This is a genomic window from Arthrobacter sp. BE255 (assembly GCF_031457335.1).
In the GTDB taxonomy this organism is placed as follows: domain Bacteria; phylum Actinomycetota; class Actinomycetes; order Actinomycetales; family Micrococcaceae; genus Arthrobacter.
Window position 1 is genome coordinate 171,883 of record NZ_JAVDWK010000013.1, and the last position, 17,978, is coordinate 189,860.

Below are 17,978 nucleotides of genomic sequence, written 5' to 3' on the forward strand. Positions count from 1 at the left end.
AAACTCCTGGCTAGGGATACGGGCACTGCTAAAGGTCAGGCTACCGGCTGGCGCACGCCCCCGCCCCTTGATGACAGGGCGTGAAAGTACGCGGGATGGTGCTGCTCCCCCATCAGGGTTTGCAGCACTTTGTCCGGCAAGACATGACCCTCGGCCCAGGCGTACGATCCGTGGTCTTCGTGATTGCCGCTCCCTGGTGGTTAGCCACCCAACGCCAGTTGCGACGCCACAAGACTACCAAATACGGCCGGCCCGCGCGGGTAGGCTGGTAGGCGTGAGTGATGAGCAGCTGAACCAAGCGTATATAGTAACCCTGTCCTGCCCGGACCGCCCCGGAATCGTGCACGCCGTGGCGGGTGCCCTGCTGGTGGCGGGATGCAATATTACGGACTCCCAGCAGTACGGCAGCCCCGCCACGGGGAACTTCTTTATGCGCGTTGAGGTCACGACGGCGGTCGGGAAGGCCGAGCTTAAGGCGGCGCTGGAGCCGGTGGTCGAGGCCTTCGGAATGCAGTGGAGCCTCAACGCCGTGGGCCAGAAGGTTCGCACCCTGCTGATGGCCAGCACTTCGGCGCATTGCCTGAATGACATCCTGTTCCAGCAGCGCTCCGGTACCCTGCCCATCGAGATCCCTGCCATCGTTTCCAACCACCGCGACCTCGCCGGGCTCGCGGAGTTCTACGGCATCCCGTTCCACTACATTCCGGTCACGCCCGACACCAAGGCGCAGGCCGAGGACAAGCTGCGGGCAATCATGGCCGAGCACGACATCGAACTGACGGTCCTGGCCCGCTACATGCAGATCATTTCGGATGACCTCTGTGCTGAGCTGACCGGCAAGGCCATCAACATCCACCATTCCTTCCTGCCGTCCTTCAAGGGCGCCCGGCCTTACCACCAGGCCCACGCCCGCGGCGTCAAGCTGATCGGCGCCACCGCCCACTACGTCACGGCCGCGCTGGATGAGGGACCGATCATCGAACAGGAAGTGATCCGCGTGGACCACGCGCGCACGCCGGAGCAGTTTGTGCAGATGGGCCGGGACGTGGAGGGCCGCACGTTGGCGCAGGCGGTCCAGTGGCACGCCGAGCACCGGGTCCTGCTGGACGGCAACCGGACCGTCGTCTTTAACTGACCGGCATTAATTGACGGGCTTCAACTGACGGACGGGGACCAGCATGGACGCAGCATCCGGGGTTGGGATGGAGGAAGCCGGCAGCGAACAGCACCTCGCCGAGTTCTACAACCGCCGTGCCGCGTCCGGCTGGGATCATCCCCTGTCGCCGCGGCGCGTGGAAGAACGCGATCGGTTCATCAGCCTGCTGAAGTCCGAAGGCCGCCACGACGTCCTGGAGATCGGCACGGGCCCCGGGACGGACGGGCTGAAGTTTGTCCAGGCCGGCATCCATTACACCGGCGTTGACCTCGCGGAGGAGCACGTCCGGCAGGCCCGGTCGAAGGGCCTGGACGTCTCGGTCGCGAGCGCCCGGAGGCTGCCTTTCGCCGATGGCGCGTTTCCCGCGGTGTGGTCGATGAGCACGCTGCTGCACATCCCCGCCTCTGATATCGACGGCGTCCTGCGCGAATTGGTGCGCGTCACGGCACCCAGCGCGCCCATCGCCGTCGGCCTCTGGTCCGGTGACGACGAAGAGGTGCTGAACCCGGAAGACGACCTAGAACCACCGCGGTTCTTCAGCCGGCGCAGCGACGAAACCGTGCGGCGGGTTTTCGGACGGCACGGAGTGATCGAGGATTTTGTCACCTGGCCCGAAGGCACAGGAGAGGAATCCGGCCCGGGCGCCGGGCACTGGACGCAGCACTACCAGTTCCTGATCCTCCGTACCCCCGCCTCCCCCAGCTAACTTGCGGTCGCGGATGTCCTAGGCTTGGCCCATGGCTCCTCTTTACGATTTCGCCGGCGCATCACCGGCCGTCCATGGCTCCGCCTTCGTCGCCCCCACGGCATCGATCATCGGCAACGCCACCCTCGCGGAAGACTCCAGCGCTTTCTACGGCGTCTCCGTCCGGGCCGACACCGCCGCGATCACCGTGGGTGCCGGCAGCAACCTGCAGGACAACGTGGTGCTGCACGCCGACCCGGGCTTCCCCTGCAGCGTCGGGTCGGGCGTCAGCGTGGGGCATGCCGCCGTCGTCCATGGCTGCACTGTGGAGGACGACTGCCTGATCGGCATGGGCGCCACAGTACTGAACGGCGCGGTGATCGGCACCGGCTCGCTCGTGGCGGCCGGCGCCGTCGTCCTGGAAGGCACGGTTGTGCCGCCCCGGTCACTCGTGGCCGGCGTCCCCGCCAAGGTACGGCGGGAACTCACTGACGAGGAGTTCGACGGCGTGAAGGCCAACGCCGCCCGCTACGTCGACCTGGCGCGGGCGCACAGGGAACTGCACGCTTAGTCCAATGAGATTGGGCCGATCGAGTCCAGGAGTTCACCGGGTCCGGGGTTGTCCGGCGCCGACGCGCCGCCCAGGTGGTTCACCACTCCCCACACGGCATTCAGGCCCGTGGTCACGGCGCCTTCGGCCCAGCCCGCGGTGAAGGACACGTCGTCCCCGGCCAGGAAGATCCCGCGCTGGGATTCGGGCAGCTTGTCCTGCTTGAAGTGCGTATACAGCCGCTGCTGGTAGCGGTAGTGCCCGGGCAGGTTTGCTTTGAAGGCACCCATGAAGTTCGGGTCGGCTTCCCACGAGACCGTGATGGGCTGGCCCACGATGTGGCTGGCGATGTCCACGCCCGGGTAGATCTGCTCCAGTGAGTGCAGCATCAGCTCCACCCTCTCGTCGGCATCCAGCGACAGCCATTTGAGCGCGTCGTCGTTCCAGGTGTAGGACAGCAGGATCACGGCAGGCTTGTCCGGGCCGTCATCGAGGAGGTAGGTGGCCCTGTTCAGCCGGTCCGTCAATGTCATGGACAGCACCTCGCGGCCGGTGTCCGGGTCGGTGTCCTTCCAGAACGGGCGGTCCACCATCACAAACGTCTTGGACGACTGCATGTAGTGAGAGCGCTCGATCGCGGTCCACAGCTCGGCCGGGAACAGCGCCTCCTCGGTGTGGATCCTGGTGGACAGCAGCCAGGACTGGCAGGTGGTCACCACAGCGGGGTAGCTGGCTTCGCGGCCCCAGCGCTCCCGGATCCGGAGGCCGCCGTCGGCGTCGCGGCTGATCCTGCCCACGGCACCGCGGGGTGAGCCGGAGTGCAGGGATGCGAGGGACGTTCCGTCCGGCCAGTGGGCCATGCCCGACGGCGCGTGCTGCCAGAGTGCCTCAGGGAGCCGTTGGGCTCCCCCGCTGATGAGCCGGTGCTGGTCATCGGCGTCCGTGTAGACCACACGGAGGATTTCCAGGATGGAGTTGGGGAAGTCGGTGTCCCAGCCGCCGGTGCCGAAGCCCACCTGGCCGAAGGCCTCACGGTGCGCGAAGCCGGCTTCCTTGAACGACTCGCTTCCGGCGATGAACCCGTAGAAGGTCTGTTCGTCCATGAGCGGCAGCAGTTCGTTCCAGAGGTCCTTGATCCGGCCGGTATCGCGGGCACGGATGGCTTCCTGCATTTCGGCGAACTTCGCGCCGTCGTTCACCGCGGCCTTCCAGGCATCGGCCACCTCGCGGAAGAACGGCGGCAGGTCCGCGGCGGTCTCGGCGTAGTGCTTCTGGCCAGCCAGTTCGATCACGGTGCTGGAGGTGACCGGTGCCAGCGGGTTGGGGAAATCCTGGGTGTCCAGCCCCAGCAGGTCAACGTAGTGGTAGAAGGCCCGGCCGGATACGGGGAACCGCATGCCGCCGAGGTCTGCCACCACGCCGGGGGCGGACGGGAAGCTCGCCGTGCGCAGGCGTCCGCCGATCTGGTCGGCCTCGTAGACCACGGGGCGCAGGCCCAGCTTCATCAGTTCGTAGGCCGTGACCAGGCCCGAAAGGCCCGCCCCAACGACGGCCACCTCGGTGCCGTAGAGCTCCGGCGGAACCGCACCGAGCCCCGCCGGGTGGGCAAGGTAGTGGTCGTAGCTGAACGGAAAATCGGGGTTCAGCATGGTGATGGGGCCGGCCTGGGTGCTGGCCGGGTCGGAAGCCGGGAGTTCGGTGGCGACGGTCATGAAAGCTCTGCCTTCGTTCGTTCGGTGGTGGACAGCGTTGAAGATTCCGGCCTGCTCAGCTCACGGTATTCCTCGTGGCTCAGCGCCGCCACCCTGGAGTTCCGGCGGCCGTAGCCGAAGTAGGCCGCCAGGCCCACCAGCATCCAGATTCCGAAAGTCACCCAGGTGTCAGCGCCCAGGTTGGCCATGAGGTAGGCGCACATCAGGGCACCGAGGACCGGGGTCAATGGGAAGAGTGGCACGCGGAAGGTGCGCTCCAGTTCGGGCCGGGTGCGGCGCAGGTAGATCACGGCCACGTTGACCAGCGCGAAGGCGAACAGCGTGCCGATGCTGGTGGCGTCGGCGAGGGCACCGAGCGGGACCAGCCCGGCAGTGAGGGCGACGGCGGTGCCCACCAGGAGCGTGCCGGCCGCGGGGGTGCCGGTGCGGCGGGAGACGCGGCCGAAGACCTTAGGGATGAGGCCGTCGCGGGACATGGAGAGCAGGATGCGGGTCTGGCCATAGAGGACGGTGAGCACAATGCTGGCGATGGCCAGTACGGCGCCGACGGCGAAGACGAGGGCGATCCAGGGCTGGCCCGTGGTTTCCTCCAGGATTTTCACCAGGGCAGCTTCGGTGCCGTCGAACCAGCCCCAAGGGCGGGCGCCGATTGCTGCGACGGCCACCAGCACGTAGATGGTGGTGACGATGACCATGGAGAGCATGATGGCGCGGGGAAGGTCGCGCTTGGGGTTGCGGGCTTCCTCGCCGGCGGTGGAGGCGGCATCAAAGCCGATATAGGAGAAGAACACCCGGGACGCGGCGGCGGAAACTCCGGCAGCACCCATGGGCAGGAGCGGCTCAAAGTTGCCGGCGTTGAACGCGGTGAAGGCCACGGCGCAGAAGAAGAGGAGAATGCCGACTTTGACCACAACGATGGACGTGTTGATCCAGGCGCTTTCCTTGGCCCCGCGGACCAGCAGGACGGTTGCCAGCACCACGATGAACATGGCCGGGATGTTGACCATGCCGCCGTCGCCCGGCGGCTGGGAAATGGCGTCGGGCAGGACCTGCCCAAACACGGCGAGGGCCTCGTTCACGTACTGCCCTGCCCCCACGGCGACGGCCGCTACCGAGACCGCGTACTCAAGGACCAGGCACCAGCCGCAGATCCAGGCCATGCCTTCGCCCATCGTGGCGTAGGTGTAGGAATAGCTGGAACCGGAAACGGGAACCATGCCCGCCATTTCCGCATAGGACACTGCGGAGAGGAGTGCGGCGAACCCGGCGATGGCGAACGAGATCCAGATCGCGGGGCCGGCCAGCGGAACGGATTCGCCGAGGATCACCAGGATCCCGGTCCCCAGGGTGGCGCCGACACTGATCATGGTCAGCTGCAGGACCCCGAAGCTGCGGAGGAGTTTCGGTCCGCCGTGGCCGTTTTCCGCTTCGCTGACCATCTGGCCGATCGGTTTCCGGCGCAGCAGTTGCGCGCCCAGCCCGGGACGGCCGGCCGCACGGCCCGTGGCCGGTCCGGAAAGTGTTGGCACAGTCATCGTTGACGTCCGTTCGTGAGTAGTTGTCGGTTTCCCCCACCCAGCGTAGGCGTGTGAGCGGCATCTCAGTGGGGTGCAAAGTGACCTGTAGTCTTCATACATGAGACGTAATGCACCATTGGCGGATGGCTCGGAAAACCTAGACGCGGTGACCCTCGGCCGGTTCCTGGCAGCACTCCCGGCGGACGTCACAGTCCTGCACGATGCCGGCAACTCTGCCGCGCCGCTGCGCTGGGTGGAGCCCAGCGAACTGGAGGATCCCACGCCCTACCTGCTGGACGGGGAGTTCGTCCTGACGGCGGGACTGCCGTTCCTGGACGACGGCGGCACGAAGGAGCGGGCGGACGCGTACGTCCGGCGGCTGGTCGGGGCAGGCGTCGCTGCCCTGGGGTTCGGCCTGGAGCCCTACTTCGAGGCCGTCCCGGACCCCGTGCTCTCGGCGTGCCAAACACATCAGCTTACGCTGGTCCAGATTCCCCACAGCGTCCCCTTCGCCGCCATCGGCCTGGAGTTCTCCCAGCTCCTGGAATCCGGCAACGCCCGCGTCTTCCGTCAACTGGCGGACACCAACCGGCAACTCATGCGGGCGGTGCTGTCGGCCAGGCCCGAGCATGAGCTCCTCTCCGCCCTGGCGCAACGGGTCCCGGTGTGGGCCCAGCTTTTCGGGGCGGACGGCCGGGTGCGCGCCCGGGCCGCAGCAGCCGGAACCGGCGGGACCAGCCCTGCGGCCGCCGTCGAGCCTTCCGTCCTGCAGCCGCTGCTGAAGCGGCTCCTGACCGGCACCGGCCCTCGGGTGGAGACGGACTCGTTGCCCGCGAACGGTTCAGCCCTGGTGTTCGGCCACCCGCTCCGGAGCACCAAGGACGCCACCCTCGGGGCGCTCATCCTGGGTACCGACAGGCCGCTGACCCCGGCCCAGAACAGTGTGGTCTCCTCGGTGGTTGGGCTGCTCGAATTGCTGGTCCGCCAGCGCACCAGCGGCTCGCTCGCCCCCAGCCAGCTGGCAACGGCACTGCTGCTGCATCCGGAAAGCCTGGCCGCCGGCTCAACCCGGCAGCTGAACGTCCTTCGGGACCTCCTCGCCCAAAGTGTTTCCGGAACCCGGTCCGGTGCCCTGCGGGTAGTCCAGGGCGTCCGCGCGGATGCCGCGGCGCCTGCGTCCGCGGATGGCCCGGTCCGGGAGCTGCTGCAGTGGCGCAGGCTGTTCGACACGAAGATGGTGGAGCTGACGGACTATGGGTTTGCCGCGGTCACCAGGCTGAAGGTGGACGACGCGCTGCTGCATGAGGTGGAGGACCTCGGCTGGCGGCTGGTGGTGGGCGAACCCACGGAAATGGCCGGACTTCCTGCCTCCTACCAGCGTGCGGCGTCGCTGCGGCCCCGCGTCCAGGCCAGCGGGGAGAGTGTTCGCGTGGACGACGTCAGCTGGTCAGTCACGGGGCTGCTGGGCCGAGGGGCGGGCACCATGCTTGCCGCACGGCTGCTGGAACCGGTCCTGGCGCAGGAGCCGGACCGCCGCAGCTCCCAGCTCAGTGTCCTGAAGTCATGGCTGGGCGAAAACGGCAACTGGGATGCCAGCGCCAAGGTCCTGGGCATGCACCGGAACAGCGTGCGGCGCCAGATCAACGCCCTGGCGGAACTGCTGTCCATGGACCTCTCCTCTGCGCAGGTGCGGGCGGAGCTGTGGATTGCGCTGCAGTACGTGGACGGCGTGGAGCCTCAGATGCCCCAGGACCTGTAGAGCTCCGGGCGGCGTTCGCGGAGATAGGGCACCGCTTCACGGGCTTTTCGGGCGGCATCCGGATCCACCTCGGCGTACAGGATTTCGGTTCCGGGTCCCGCCGCGGCCAGCAGCGAACCGTCCGGTCCGGCGATGACGCTGCCGCCGAGGAACTCGACCCCCTCCTCGGTTCCGGAGTGGTTGGCATAGGCGATGGTCAGCTGGCTCTCAAGTGCGCGGGCCCGCAGCAGCACCTGGGGAACGGACTCAAAACCGTGCGCCAGTGCGGTGGGCACCAGGAGCAGCTCTGCCCCGCCCAGCGCCGCCGCCCTGACCGTTTCCGGAAATTCCACGTCGTAGCAGATCACCATGGACGTCCGGAACCCGTTGAAGTCGACGACGGCGGGCCCTGCCGCGGCGGGGCGGAATGCCGCCCGTTCGTCGTCGCCAAAGAGGTGCACCTTCGCGTAGCTGAGAAGCTCGGCCCCGGCGGCGTCCACCAGCGTGGAGGTGATGTGCCATCTGCCGGTGTCCGTAACTGACGGCAGGCTGTAGACCAGCGCGATCCCGTGCCGGCGCGCGATGCCGTTCATCGCTTCTTTGACGGCGGGAAGCGTTGCGGGGTCCAGTTCCGCGCGGAGCCGCAGCGGGGCGTAGCCCACAGGAAACAGTTCGGGCGTGACCAGGACGGCGGCCCCTGCCGCGGCGGCTGTCCCGGCGGCAGCATCCAGGGCGGCGAAATTTGCATCGACGTCGAGTACGCGGGCGTTTGCCTGCATCAGGGCCAGCAGCACCGTTACCACCTCACATGATCGGGACGGACACAGTACGCGTCCTCTTGTGCCAGCCTAGCCAGCTGACGCAACGCCGGATGGGGCCAATTGCACCGGCCCGTCCCTCATGATGGACGGATCGTCCCACCACTTTGTCTCACCCCGCAGACTCCTTGCGTTAACTTCTTGACTACAAGAGTCAAAATAGGGCAATCTTCTTTGCATGTCCGCAACACCGCGCTCGACGAGGAGCAACCCAAAAAATCCAGGATCTCAATCCGCGCTCAGGCAGTTGAATCAGCAGCGGATCATCGAAACCCTGATGGGCGGACCTGCCACCCAGGCTGAGCTTTCCCGGCAGACAGGCCTCTCCACCGCCACGGTCTCCAACATCGTCAAAATCATGCAGGATTCGGGGCTGGCATCCACCGAGCCCATCACGAGTTCCGGCCGCCGGGCACTGAACGTCAGGCTGAACAGCAACGGTGCCGTCGCCGTCGGGATCGACTTCGGACGAAGGCATCTCCGGGTGGTCCTGGCATCCCTGAGTTACCACGTCATCGCGGAGGAATCCGTGATGCTTCCACTCGGCCACCAGTCAGAAGAAGGCATCCAGGCGGCGGTGGTCCTGCTCGAAAAGCTGCTGCGCGAAAGCGGAGTGGACCGGAGCGCCGTGGTGGGCGCCGGCGTCGGAATTCCCGGGCCGATCGACCGCCGGACCGGAACGGTGGCGCAGGGCGCCATCCTCCCGGAATGGGTGGGAATCAACATCCTCCAGCATCTCGAGGAAACCCTCAAATTCCCCGTCTACGTTGACAATGACGCCAATTTGGGCGCCTGGTCGGAGGTGACCTGGGGACCGCATACCGGGGTCAGCAACCTGATGTTCCTGAAGATCGGATCGGGCATCGGTGCGGGCCTGATTCTCAACGGCGCGCCCTACTACGGAAACATCGGGATCACCGGAGAAATCGGCCACGCCACCATCCACGAGCAGGGGCTCGTGTGCCGATGCGGGAACCGCGGCTGCCTCGAAACCATCGCGTCCACGACTACCATGATCGAGCTCCTAAGCCGCGGCGAGGACCGGCCGCTGACCCCGGCAGACATCGTCCGCAAGGCCTTGGCGAGGGACCCCGCTACCCTCCGCGTTGTGGACGATGCCGGCCTGGCCGTGGGTCGCGCTTTGGGCAACGTGGCCAACCTCATCAACCCCGAGGTAATCGTGGTGGGCGGGCCCCTGGCAGGCCTTGGCAACCTCCTCCTGGAGCCCATCAGGCGCGGACTGGTCAGGCATGCCGTGCCGGTCATCGGGGAGACCACCGCTCTCACCATGTCCTCGCTCGGGGACCGCGCCGAAGCACTTGGAGCGGCCGCGCTGGTCTTCCAGTACGCCGGTATCCGGCGGGCCCAGACCGATTAGGTAGCCGCCGATTGCGTTCAAGACTTGACGACAACGACTGTGATCCAGTTTACTTTTTCATCAGACGGCCCCGCGGTTTGCGGGGACGGACAACGAAGTCATTGGAGGCGTAAGGGCATATGACGTCCCAAACCACGCAAAGTGATCCAGTAATCCTCGAGATGCGCTCCATCACCAAGGAGTTCCCCGGCGTAAAGGCGCTGTCGGAGGTCAGCCTCCGGGTCAAAGCCGGCGAGATCCACGCCATCTGCGGTGAGAACGGTGCCGGCAAATCCACGCTCATGAAGGTGCTGTCCGGCGTCTACCCGTACGGCAGCTACGACGGCGACATCGTGTACCAGAACGAGGTCCAGCAGTTCAAGGACATCCGTGCCAGCGAGGCAGCCGGAATCGTCATCATCCACCAGGAGCTGGCACTGATCCCGGAACTCTCCATCATGGAGAACATCTTCCTGGGCAACGAGCCCGCACGCCGCGGCGTGATCAACTGGGGCGAGGCGCGCAAGCGCTCCATCGAACTCCTCGCCCGGGTTGGCCTTCGCGAGGATCCGGACACCCCGGTCAAGGAAATCGGCGTCGGCAAGCAGCAGCTCGTGGAAATCGCCAAGGCCCTGAACAAGTCGGTGAAACTGCTCATCCTGGACGAGCCCACCGCCGCCCTGAACGAATCCGACTCCCAGCACCTGCTGGACCTGATGCTCGGCCTCAAGGCCAAGGGCATCACGTCCATCATCATTTCCCACAAGCTCAACGAGATCGAACAGATCGCGGACGAAATCACCATCATCCGCGACGGGAAATCGGTGGAAACGCTCAACATCGTGGCAGATGGCGTGGACGAGGACCGCATCATCAAGGGGATGGTGGGCCGCTCCCTTGAGTCCCGTTTCCCGGACCACACCCCCGAGATCGGCGAGGTGCTCTTCGAGGTCCGCAACTGGACCGTCGGCCACCCCCAGGTGGCAGACAGGCTGGTCTGCAAGAACTCCAGCTTCACGGTGCGCCGCGGCGAGATCGTGGGCTTCGCCGGCCTCATGGGCGCCGGACGTACCGAACTTGCCCGTTCCCTCTTTGGACGGTCCTACGGGAACTTCATTTCCGGCCAGGTCTTCAAAAACGGCCAGGAAATCCACATCCGGAATGTTCCGCAGGCCATCAAAGCGGGACTGGCCTACGTCACCGAGGACCGCAAGAGCCTCGGCCTGAACCTGCTGGATGACATCAAGACCACCACCGTCTCGGCAAACCTCAAGGCCATCACCAAAGGCCTTGTGGTGGACAAGCGCAAGGAATTCACGGTGGCCGAGGATTACCGCAAGAGTCTTCGAACCAAGGCACCCACGGTCAATGAAGGCGTGTCCAAGCTCTCCGGCGGCAACCAGCAGAAGGTTGTGCTGGCCAAATGGATGTTCACCGGCCCCGACCTCCTCATCCTTGACGAGCCGACGCGCGGAATCGACGTCGGCGCAAAGTACGAGATCTACGGCATCATCCAGCAACTGGCGCAGCAGGGGAAGGGCGTCATCGTGATCTCGTCCGAACTGCCTGAGTTGCTCGGACTATCGGACCGGATCTACACCATTTTTGAGGGTTCCATCACGGGAGTGCTGGATAAGGAGCACGCCACCCAGGAAAGCCTGATGAAACTGATGACGTCAGCCCGAGCCGGCAACAACGCCGCCCCCACTGCACAACCCGCATAAGCCCGAGGACGGAACAATTATGAAAGCACTCAAAAGGATTTTCGGCGGTGACACCCGCCAGTTCGGCATGATCATTGCCCTCGTGGCGCTCGTGCTGTTCTTCCAGTTATTCACCGGCGGGAAGGTCCTGACGCCGACCAACATGATCAACCTGTTCAACGGCAACTCCTACATCCTGGTCCTGGCCATCGGCATGGTGCTGGTGATCATCGCCGGCCATATCGACCTCTCTGTCGGCTCCGTTGCCGCAGCAGTGGGCATCGTGGTGGCCATTGCCATGCGGGACTGGGGCATCCCCTGGTACCTTGGCATCCTCCTTGGCGTGGTCCTGGGCGCAGTGATCGGTGCGTGGCAAGGGTTCTGGGTGGCCTACGTAGGGATTCCCGCCTTCATCGTCACCCTGGCCGGGATGTTGCTCTTCCGGGGTGCCAACCAGTTTGTGGGCAAGTCATTGACCGTTCCCGTGCCCGAGGAATTCCGTGCCATAGGCGCGGGCTTCCTGCCGGAAATCGGCGACTTCGCCCGGTACAACGCCCCCACCGTGGTCCTCGGCTTCCTGCTGATCGCCGTCGTGGTGTTCCTGGAGTTCCGCAACCGCCGCATCGAGGCCCGCACTGGCGCCACGGTCGATCCGGTGTGGGTGCCCATCACGCGGCTGGTCCTGCTTGCCGGCGCGGTCCTGTATGTGACCTGGCTGTTCTCCACCGGCCGCTACGGGACCTCGTTCCCCGTTTCTGGACTGATCCTCGTGGGCCTGGTGGCGCTCTATGTCTTCATCACCAGCAAGACCATCCTTGGCCGGCACGTCTATGCCGTGGGTGGCAACCGCCATGCCGCAGAGCTGTCTGGCGTGCAGTCCAAAAAGGTCAACTTCCTCGTCATGATGAACATGTCAGTCCTGGCGGCAATCGCCGGCATGATGTTCGTGGCCCGGTCCACCAGCTCCGGACCCGCCGACGGCGTGGGCTGGGAACTTGACGCCATTGCGGCCGTCTTCATCGGCGGCGCCGCAGTCAGCGGCGGCGTCGGCACCGTCATCGGTTCCATCGTGGGCGGTCTTGTTATGGCTGTGCTGAACAACGGCCTTCAATTGCTGAGCGTGGGCGCCGACATGCAGTCGATCATCAAGGGCCTGGTTCTGCTGATCGCCGTGGCCATCGATGTCTACAACAAGAGCCAGGGGCGGCGCTCCATCATCGGAATGCTGATGAACGGCCTGCGTTCCAACCAGCCGCCCACCCCGGAGAAAGAGATTGCCAGGACCTCCGACATCATCGCTCCCGCAGAACCAGCCGAGTCAAAATAGCCCGCGACGGCGGCCGGCACGCCCGGCTGCCTTTGGACCCAGAAAGAGAAACCCACATGCGTAAAATCGCAAAGACCCTGACCGTCCTCGCGGCCGTCGCAACGCTCTCCCTGACAGGGTGCGGCCGGTCCGACGTCGACGCCGAGGCCGCCAAGGCAGGCACTGCCCTGTCCGGCTTCCCCCAGGACTCCCTGATCGGCGTCGCCCTTCCCAAGAAGACCAGCGAGAACTGGACCCTGGCAGAGAACCTGTTCAACACTGGACTGTCCTCTGCCGGTTTCAAGCCCAACGTCCAGTTCGCCACCAACGGCGTCCCGGATCAGCAGAACCAGATCTCCACGATGATCACGTCCGGCGCCAAGGTGATTGTGGTCGGCGCCGTGGACGGCGCCCAGCTCGGCAGCCAGCTGCAGCAGGCCAAGGATGCCGGCGCCGTCATCATCGCCTACGACCGCATGCTCACGAACACTAAGGCCGTGGACTATTACGTGGCCTACGACAACTTCAAGGTCGGCGAGCTGCAGGGCCAAGCACTGCTTGAAGGCATGGCGGCAAAGAAGGCCGGCCCCTACAACGTGGAGCTCTTCGCCGGCTCCCCGGACGATGCCAACTCGAAAGTGTTCTTCGACGGTGCCATGAGCGTCCTGCAGCCGAAGATAGCCGACGGCACGCTGAAGGTTGTCTCCGGCCAGGCTGATTTCCAGAAAGCCGTCACGCAGGACTGGAAGGCGGAAAATGCCCAGAAGCGGATGGATTCCCTGCTCTCCGGCAGCTACTCCTCCGCTGAACTGGACGGTGTGCTGTCCCCGAACGACACCCTGGCCCAGGCAGTCATCACGTCCATCAAGAGCGCCGGCAAGTCCGTTCCGGTTGTGACCGGTCAGGACTCCGAGGTGCAAGCCGTCAAGTCCATCATGGCCGGGGAGCAGTACTCCACCATCAACAAGGACACGCGCAAGATCGTGGAACACACCATAACCATGATCAAGGACCTGCAGGAGGGCACCGCCCTGGAGATCAACGACAACCGCAACTACAAGAACGAGTTCAAGCGGGTTCCGGCATTCCTGTTGCCGCCGACGATCGTGACCGCCGCCAACGTGAGGACGGCCTACGTGGACGATCCGGTACTCGGCCCGCTCACTAAGTAGCACTGAACACCGTGTAACACGGAACGCGGAAATGCCCCGGCGCCCACCAGGAGCCGGGGCATTCCCTTTTATGCGGTGCGCGCCAGTTTCAGAATTACGACACCGGGTCCTCCACCCGCAGGACGCCCGGGCCCGTGAAGTGCAGCGCCTGGTTGCGCACCGACTGCGGCGTGGTGAACACCTTGTAGCTGTAGGCGTCAGCGGGATCCCAGCCGACGTCGGTGGTGAAGGCCCACGCGGTCCAGTCCGGAGCAGGCGTGCCGGCGAGTTCTGCTTCCGCCAATGCCTCCGCCCTGTGGGTTTCGTAGGACGCCCGGGCCACGGCCTCCAGGTCCGCCGGGGCTCCGTTGAACCACGACCCGGTGTCGCTGAAGCGGTGCCCGTTGTAGCTGCTGACCATGATTGATGCGTCCGCGCCGGGTCCGGTGTAGTCAAAGGCGTTGTACTCGGAGAAGATCCGGGACTCGTAGCCTGCGCCCAGGAAGTAGCTGCTGCCGCCCTGCGCCTGGCTGACCATGGGGTACTGCGGATCGTCGGTGCTGCCCACAAAGTAGTTGTTCACCATGTGCACCTGGCCGAACCTGACGCGGGGGCCGCGCTGCTGGATGTTCTCCATCAGGTTGCCGATGTAGCTGACGCGCAGCTTGCCGCCGTCCTTGTCAACGTGCTCGTCGCCGGAGCCCAGCAGCATTGTCTTGTCATGGTTGTGCAGTTTGCTGTTGGAGATGGTCACGTAGTCCGTGCCGTCCTTGAGGTCCAGCAGGCCGTCGTGGCGGTTGGCGGGCTTGCCGCGGAATCCGATCGGCGCCGCGCTGTCCGGGTAGCGTCCGTCCGTCAGCCGGACGTGGTCGATCCAGAGGTGGTTGGACGTCACCGAGGACACGGCGTCGAAGCGGGCGTTCCAGGCGCCGTCGCCGTCATCCGGAGACCAGGTGGTGAAGAAATCCACCGGCGCCTCCACGCTGAGGTTCCGCACCACAACGTTGGTGGAGCTGAGGATCACGATGTTGGTGCCGACGAAGCCGGCATCATCGCCGAGGCCGATCAGCGTGGTGTTGCTGGGCAGGCTCACTTCGATCTGGCGCTTCATGTTGTTGCTGCCGGTCTGCCGCAGCTGCCGCATGGACTTGCAGTAGTCGAAGGTCTGGTCGCTCCAGGCTTTGCCCTCCGGCCCGAAGCAGGACATGTACTTGTTGATGTCGTAGCCGGGGGCATAGTCCTGCTCGCCGAGGATGCGCCCGTCCGGGACCTGGTTGCCGTCGATGGTTCCGCGGACGTTGATGATCTTGGGCGCCTTCGGCTCGCCGTGGTTGGCCAGCGCGGTTTTCAGCTCCGCCAGTGTGCCCACCTCGTAGCGGTTTTCGGCCGGGGCGCCTGCCCCGCCGTTCGTCACACCGTCGACGGCGGCCCAGCCGGTGGGTGCCGCGTCGTCGGGACGGATGGTGCCGCCGCCGGTCAGCGACGGCGCTGCATCGCCCGGTGCCATGCCGGCAGGAGTTGTGTTGCCGGGTGCGGCCACAGCGAGGCCGGCGGCGAGCGCCAGCGCGGAGGCGGACGCCGCCACTCCGGCGGCGCGGCGGAGGCGGATGAATCTTGAATCGGACGTTGATTTGAATCGTGTGGAGGACGTCATTGGCCTTATTTCCGGCATGCCAAACAGACCACATGCCTAGTCGGGTGCGGGTAGTGATTTCGGGGAACCGCCACTCAGAAAACGCTTTCCGAGCGGCACTACTATTCTTACGTCCGTCGTGACAGAGCTGTCAAGGGGTGTCCTTTTCCAGGCGCCCTTCCACGGACGGAACGGACTTCACAGCGCAAACATAGGTTCACCCGGTTTCCCGCACAGGGTCGGGCGCGAGTCTGGGATCCGAACGCCGGCCTTTCCCGCCGGCCCCAGATCCTAGGAGTACAGTGAGCGTCCTTGCCCGGAGTGTAGGCAATGCCTTCAGAAACAAGGTTCGAACGGCTGCAGTCGTTGCCGTCCTGGCCGTGGCAATCGGCCTGGCACTGGCCATGCTGGTGGCCAACCAGGCCGTGGGAGCCAAGGTCCAGGAGCTGAATGCCTCCGTCGGCACTGTTCTGACGGTCAATCCGGCCGGCGGCCAGGGCTTTGAAGGCGGCGGCGAACCGCTGACCACCGACCAGGCAGCCACCGCCGCCGCCGTTCCCAACGTGAGCTCCGTCGTCGGAACCAGCTCCTTCAGGCTCCGGAACGCTGCCGAAGCTGCCGCGCAGACGGCCGCCGGCGGCCAGGCCGGTCCCGGCGGAGGCCAAGGCGGACCCGGCGGCGCGTCCGCCACCACACTGACCACCAGCCTGACCGCTGCCGTCGATGCCGGCACCCTCGGTGGCCGGAACCAGGCAGCGAACGGCACCACCGGCACCACCACAACGCAGCCGGTACGCTCGCTTCCCATCACCGCAACCGGAATCGGCGCGGAGATCGACAGCACTGGCAAGGCCCTGGCCATCACCGACGGCACCGGCCTCGGCGATTACACGGCTGAATCGGCCAACGCCCTGCTGGGCACCACGCTCGCCGAGAAGAACGGCCTGTCGGTGGGTTCCACGTTCACCATCAAGGACCAGACCTACACCGTGGCCGGACTGTTCGATTCCGGCACCACGTTCGGCAACAACGCCCTCTACGTCACTCTTCCCACCGCACAGACACTGGCAGCACTGCCGGGCGAGCTGTCCACGATGATTGTCACCGTTGACTCCCTGGATAACGTTTCGTCCACCAAGGCCGCGCTGGAGACCGCCCTCGGCACGGACAAGGCCGACGTCACCCAGGGCCAGAACCTGGAGACGGCCGTCAGCTCCCTCGGCAGTGTCAAGAACATCTCCTTCATCGCTTTCGTCGCGGCCCTGGGCACTGCCGGGCTCATCATCCTGCTGATCATGGTCATGCTGGTCCGCGAACGCCGTCGCGAGATCGGTGTCCTGAAGGCCATTGGCGCCCCTAACCGCACCATCGGCCTGCAGTTCGTGCTCGAAGCCCTCGTCCTGGTGGCCATGGGCAGCGCAGTGGGCGCCGCGATCGCATCTTTCGCCAGCGGCGGCATCGCCTCGGCACTGATCAGCAGCAACACCACAACTACGACGGCGGCCACCGCCACCGGCCGCGGTGCTGCCATGGCCGGGGCAGCCGGCGGCGCCGGGCTGCCGGGCGGCGGGGCCGGCTTCCCTGGCGGCCAGGGCGGACCGTTCGGCGGCGCCTCCCAGCTGCTGACCTCCGTCACCGCCAGCGCCTCCCCCGGTGTCATTGCCGCCGGTATCGCGGCAGTGTTCGGGGTCGCCATCATCGGCGCCCTCGTCCCGGCGCTGCTCACGGCCCGCATCCGTCCCATCGAAGTCCTGCGAGGAGAATAGCCATGATTGAAGTCAAGAACCTGGTCCGCACCTTCAACTCGGGTGACCGCACCATCAAGCCCGTCAACGATGTGAGTTTTGAACTCGAGCAGGGCACCCTGGCCTCCATCGTCGGGAAAAGCGGCAGCGGCAAAAGCACCCTGTTGTCCCTCCTGGGTGCTCTGGACAAACCCACCAGCGGAGACGTCGTCGTAAACGGCGTCAGCCTGGCCAGCATGCCGGACGGCAAGCTGACCGAATACCGGCGCCGGGACATCGGCTTTGTGTTCCAGCAGTTCAACCTCATCCCCAACCTCTCCGCGGTGGATAACGTCATGCTGCCTATGGAGTTCGCCGGGATGCGCAAGGCCGAACGCCTCCAGCGTGCGAAGGATCTCCTGGAGCAGGTGCAGCTGGACCCGGAGAAGCATGTGCGGCGCATCAACAGGCTCTCGGGCGGCGAGCAGCAGCGCGTGGCCATTGCGCGCGCACTGGCCAACGAGCCCAAGCTGATCCTGGCCGACGAGCCCACCGGCAACCTCGACGAGCAGACCGGCGACCACATCATCGAGCTCCTCAGCTCGCTCAGCCGGGACCACAACACCACCATCCTGGTGGTCACGCACGACAGGGCGCTGGCCAACAAGACCGACCGCCGCTTCAGGCTCCAGCAGGGCAAACTGACGGAGGAAGCGGCCCGCACGCGGACCGCGGTAGCCGCCTCGGCCTAGAACGCAGGTGCCGGTGTAAGGCACAGGTGAGGGAGGGCCCACCCAAGGGCCCTCCCTCACCTGTGCCCGCCCTTCCCATCAGGACGCTCGTTACCTTCTTCGTAGCCCCTTTCTGGTGCAGGATGTGGGGTGTGCTGGCCTGCCGGTCCCGGCATGATTGCGACGCTCTGTTGTTG

Annotated in this window: 14 protein-coding genes; 10 read left to right on the plus strand and 4 right to left on the minus strand. The window is 65.7% G+C overall.

Annotation, left to right across the window (positions count from 1 at the left end):
• Positions 1-274 precede the first annotated feature (274 nt).
• From purU to J2X42_RS19740, 3 genes are read left to right on the plus strand one after another with little or no spacing between them, the layout of a single operon-like run.
• The gene (purU, locus tag J2X42_RS19730; RefSeq protein ID WP_310167581.1) at positions 275-1,135 is read left to right on the plus strand and encodes a formyltetrahydrofolate deformylase; all 861 of its coding nucleotides are present in this window, start codon (positions 275-277) and stop codon (positions 1,133-1,135) included.
• A gap of 43 nt (positions 1,136-1,178) precedes the next feature.
• Complete coding sequence (locus J2X42_RS19735; RefSeq protein WP_310167582.1) at positions 1,179-1,862, plus strand: class I SAM-dependent methyltransferase; 684 nt, start codon at positions 1,179-1,181, stop codon at positions 1,860-1,862.
• A 31-nt stretch (positions 1,863-1,893) separates the two neighbouring features.
• The gene (locus J2X42_RS19740; protein WP_310167583.1) at positions 1,894-2,412 is read left to right on the plus strand and encodes a gamma carbonic anhydrase family protein; all 519 of its coding nucleotides are present in this window, start codon (positions 1,894-1,896) and stop codon (positions 2,410-2,412) included.
• On the opposite strand, the gene J2X42_RS19745 is transcribed toward J2X42_RS19740, so the two are convergent.
• Both J2X42_RS19745 and J2X42_RS19750 read right to left on the minus strand, forming a co-directional pair.
• Positions 2,409-4,103, minus strand: coding sequence for an NAD(P)/FAD-dependent oxidoreductase (locus tag J2X42_RS19745; protein WP_310167584.1), 1,695 nt, complete (start codon positions 4,101-4,103; stop codon positions 2,409-2,411). The two genes, J2X42_RS19740 and J2X42_RS19745, sit on opposite strands and share 4 nt — an antisense overlap.
• Positions 4,100-5,638: an amino acid permease gene (locus tag J2X42_RS19750; RefSeq protein ID WP_310167586.1), complete on the minus strand. Its 1,539-nt coding sequence runs from the start codon at positions 5,636-5,638 to the stop codon at positions 4,100-4,102. Before J2X42_RS19750 ends, J2X42_RS19745 begins: the two co-directional genes overlap by 4 nt.
• A gap of 100 nt (positions 5,639-5,738) precedes the next feature.
• Between J2X42_RS19750 and J2X42_RS19755 the strand changes: the two genes are divergently transcribed.
• Positions 5,739-7,379, plus strand: coding sequence for a PucR family transcriptional regulator (locus tag J2X42_RS19755; protein WP_310167587.1), 1,641 nt, complete (start codon positions 5,739-5,741; stop codon positions 7,377-7,379).
• On the opposite strand, the gene J2X42_RS19760 is transcribed toward J2X42_RS19755, so the two are convergent.
• The gene (locus J2X42_RS19760) at positions 7,358-8,152 is read right to left on the minus strand and encodes a nitrilase-related carbon-nitrogen hydrolase (RefSeq protein WP_310167589.1); all 795 of its coding nucleotides are present in this window, start codon (positions 8,150-8,152) and stop codon (positions 7,358-7,360) included. The two genes, J2X42_RS19755 and J2X42_RS19760, sit on opposite strands and share 22 nt — an antisense overlap.
• A gap of 202 nt (positions 8,153-8,354) precedes the next feature.
• Between J2X42_RS19760 and J2X42_RS19765 the strand changes: the two genes are divergently transcribed.
• The 4 genes from J2X42_RS19765 (at position 8,355) to J2X42_RS19780 (ending at position 13,714) form a co-directional block, all read left to right on the plus strand.
• Positions 8,355-9,554: an ROK family transcriptional regulator gene (locus tag J2X42_RS19765; protein WP_310167591.1), complete on the plus strand. Its 1,200-nt coding sequence runs from the start codon at positions 8,355-8,357 to the stop codon at positions 9,552-9,554.
• Between the two features lie 119 nt (positions 9,555-9,673).
• Positions 9,674-11,257 (plus strand): multiple monosaccharide ABC transporter ATP-binding protein, encoded by a 1,584-nt coding sequence (gene mmsA, locus J2X42_RS19770; RefSeq protein ID WP_310167593.1) that lies wholly within the window; start codon positions 9,674-9,676, stop codon positions 11,255-11,257.
• Positions 11,258-11,276: 19 nt separating this feature from the next.
• Positions 11,277-12,563, plus strand: a complete 1,287-nt coding sequence (gene mmsB, locus J2X42_RS19775) for a multiple monosaccharide ABC transporter permease (protein WP_310167594.1) — start codon at positions 11,277-11,279, stop codon at positions 12,561-12,563.
• Positions 12,564-12,619: 56 nt separating this feature from the next.
• A complete protein-coding gene (locus tag J2X42_RS19780) occupies positions 12,620-13,714 on the plus strand; it encodes a substrate-binding domain-containing protein (protein ID WP_310167595.1) in 1,095 nt (364 codons plus the stop codon).
• Positions 13,715-13,808: 94 nt separating this feature from the next.
• On the opposite strand, the gene J2X42_RS19785 is transcribed toward J2X42_RS19780, so the two are convergent.
• Entirely contained in the window at positions 13,809-15,347 is a 1,539-nt protein-coding gene (locus J2X42_RS19785; protein WP_310167596.1) for a polysaccharide lyase family 1 protein, read from the minus strand.
• A gap of 281 nt (positions 15,348-15,628) precedes the next feature.
• On the opposite strand from J2X42_RS19785, the gene J2X42_RS19790 reads away from it, so the two are divergent.
• Both J2X42_RS19790 and J2X42_RS19795 read left to right on the plus strand, forming a co-directional pair.
• Positions 15,629-17,092 (plus strand): FtsX-like permease family protein, encoded by a 1,464-nt coding sequence (locus tag J2X42_RS19790; protein ID WP_310167597.1) that lies wholly within the window; start codon positions 15,629-15,631, stop codon positions 17,090-17,092.
• A gap of 2 nt (positions 17,093-17,094) precedes the next feature.
• Positions 17,095-17,802, plus strand: coding sequence for an ABC transporter ATP-binding protein (locus J2X42_RS19795; RefSeq protein WP_131132740.1), 708 nt, complete (start codon positions 17,095-17,097; stop codon positions 17,800-17,802).
• Positions 17,803-17,978: the final 176 nt, after the last annotated feature.

Bases quoted from the DNA above. Each gene is read 5' to 3' on its own strand.
- J2X42_RS19740 (WP_310167583.1), top strand. From the start codon at position 1,894: ATGGCTCCTCTTTACGATTTCGCCGGCGCATCACCGGCCGTCCATGGC.
- mmsA (WP_310167593.1), top strand. From the start codon at position 9,674: ATGACGTCCCAAACCACGCAAAGTGATCCAGTAATCCTCGAGATGCGC.
- J2X42_RS19765 (WP_310167591.1), top strand. From the start codon at position 8,355: ATGTCCGCAACACCGCGCTCGACGAGGAGCAACCCAAAAAATCCAGGA.
- J2X42_RS19795 (WP_131132740.1), top strand. From the start codon at position 17,095: ATGATTGAAGTCAAGAACCTGGTCCGCACCTTCAACTCGGGTGACCGC.
- J2X42_RS19755 (WP_310167587.1), top strand. From the start codon at position 5,739: ATGAGACGTAATGCACCATTGGCGGATGGCTCGGAAAACCTAGACGCG.
- J2X42_RS19745 (WP_310167584.1), bottom strand. From the start codon at position 4,103: ATGACCGTCGCCACCGAACTCCCGGCTTCCGACCCGGCCAGCACCCAG.
- J2X42_RS19735 (WP_310167582.1), top strand. From the start codon at position 1,179: ATGGACGCAGCATCCGGGGTTGGGATGGAGGAAGCCGGCAGCGAACAG.
- mmsB (WP_310167594.1), top strand. From the start codon at position 11,277: ATGAAAGCACTCAAAAGGATTTTCGGCGGTGACACCCGCCAGTTCGGC.
- J2X42_RS19750 (WP_310167586.1), bottom strand. From the start codon at position 5,638: ATGACTGTGCCAACACTTTCCGGACCGGCCACGGGCCGTGCGGCCGGC.
- J2X42_RS19785 (WP_310167596.1), bottom strand. From the start codon at position 15,347: ATGACGTCCTCCACACGATTCAAATCAACGTCCGATTCAAGATTCATC.
- J2X42_RS19780 (WP_310167595.1), top strand. From the start codon at position 12,620: ATGCGTAAAATCGCAAAGACCCTGACCGTCCTCGCGGCCGTCGCAACG.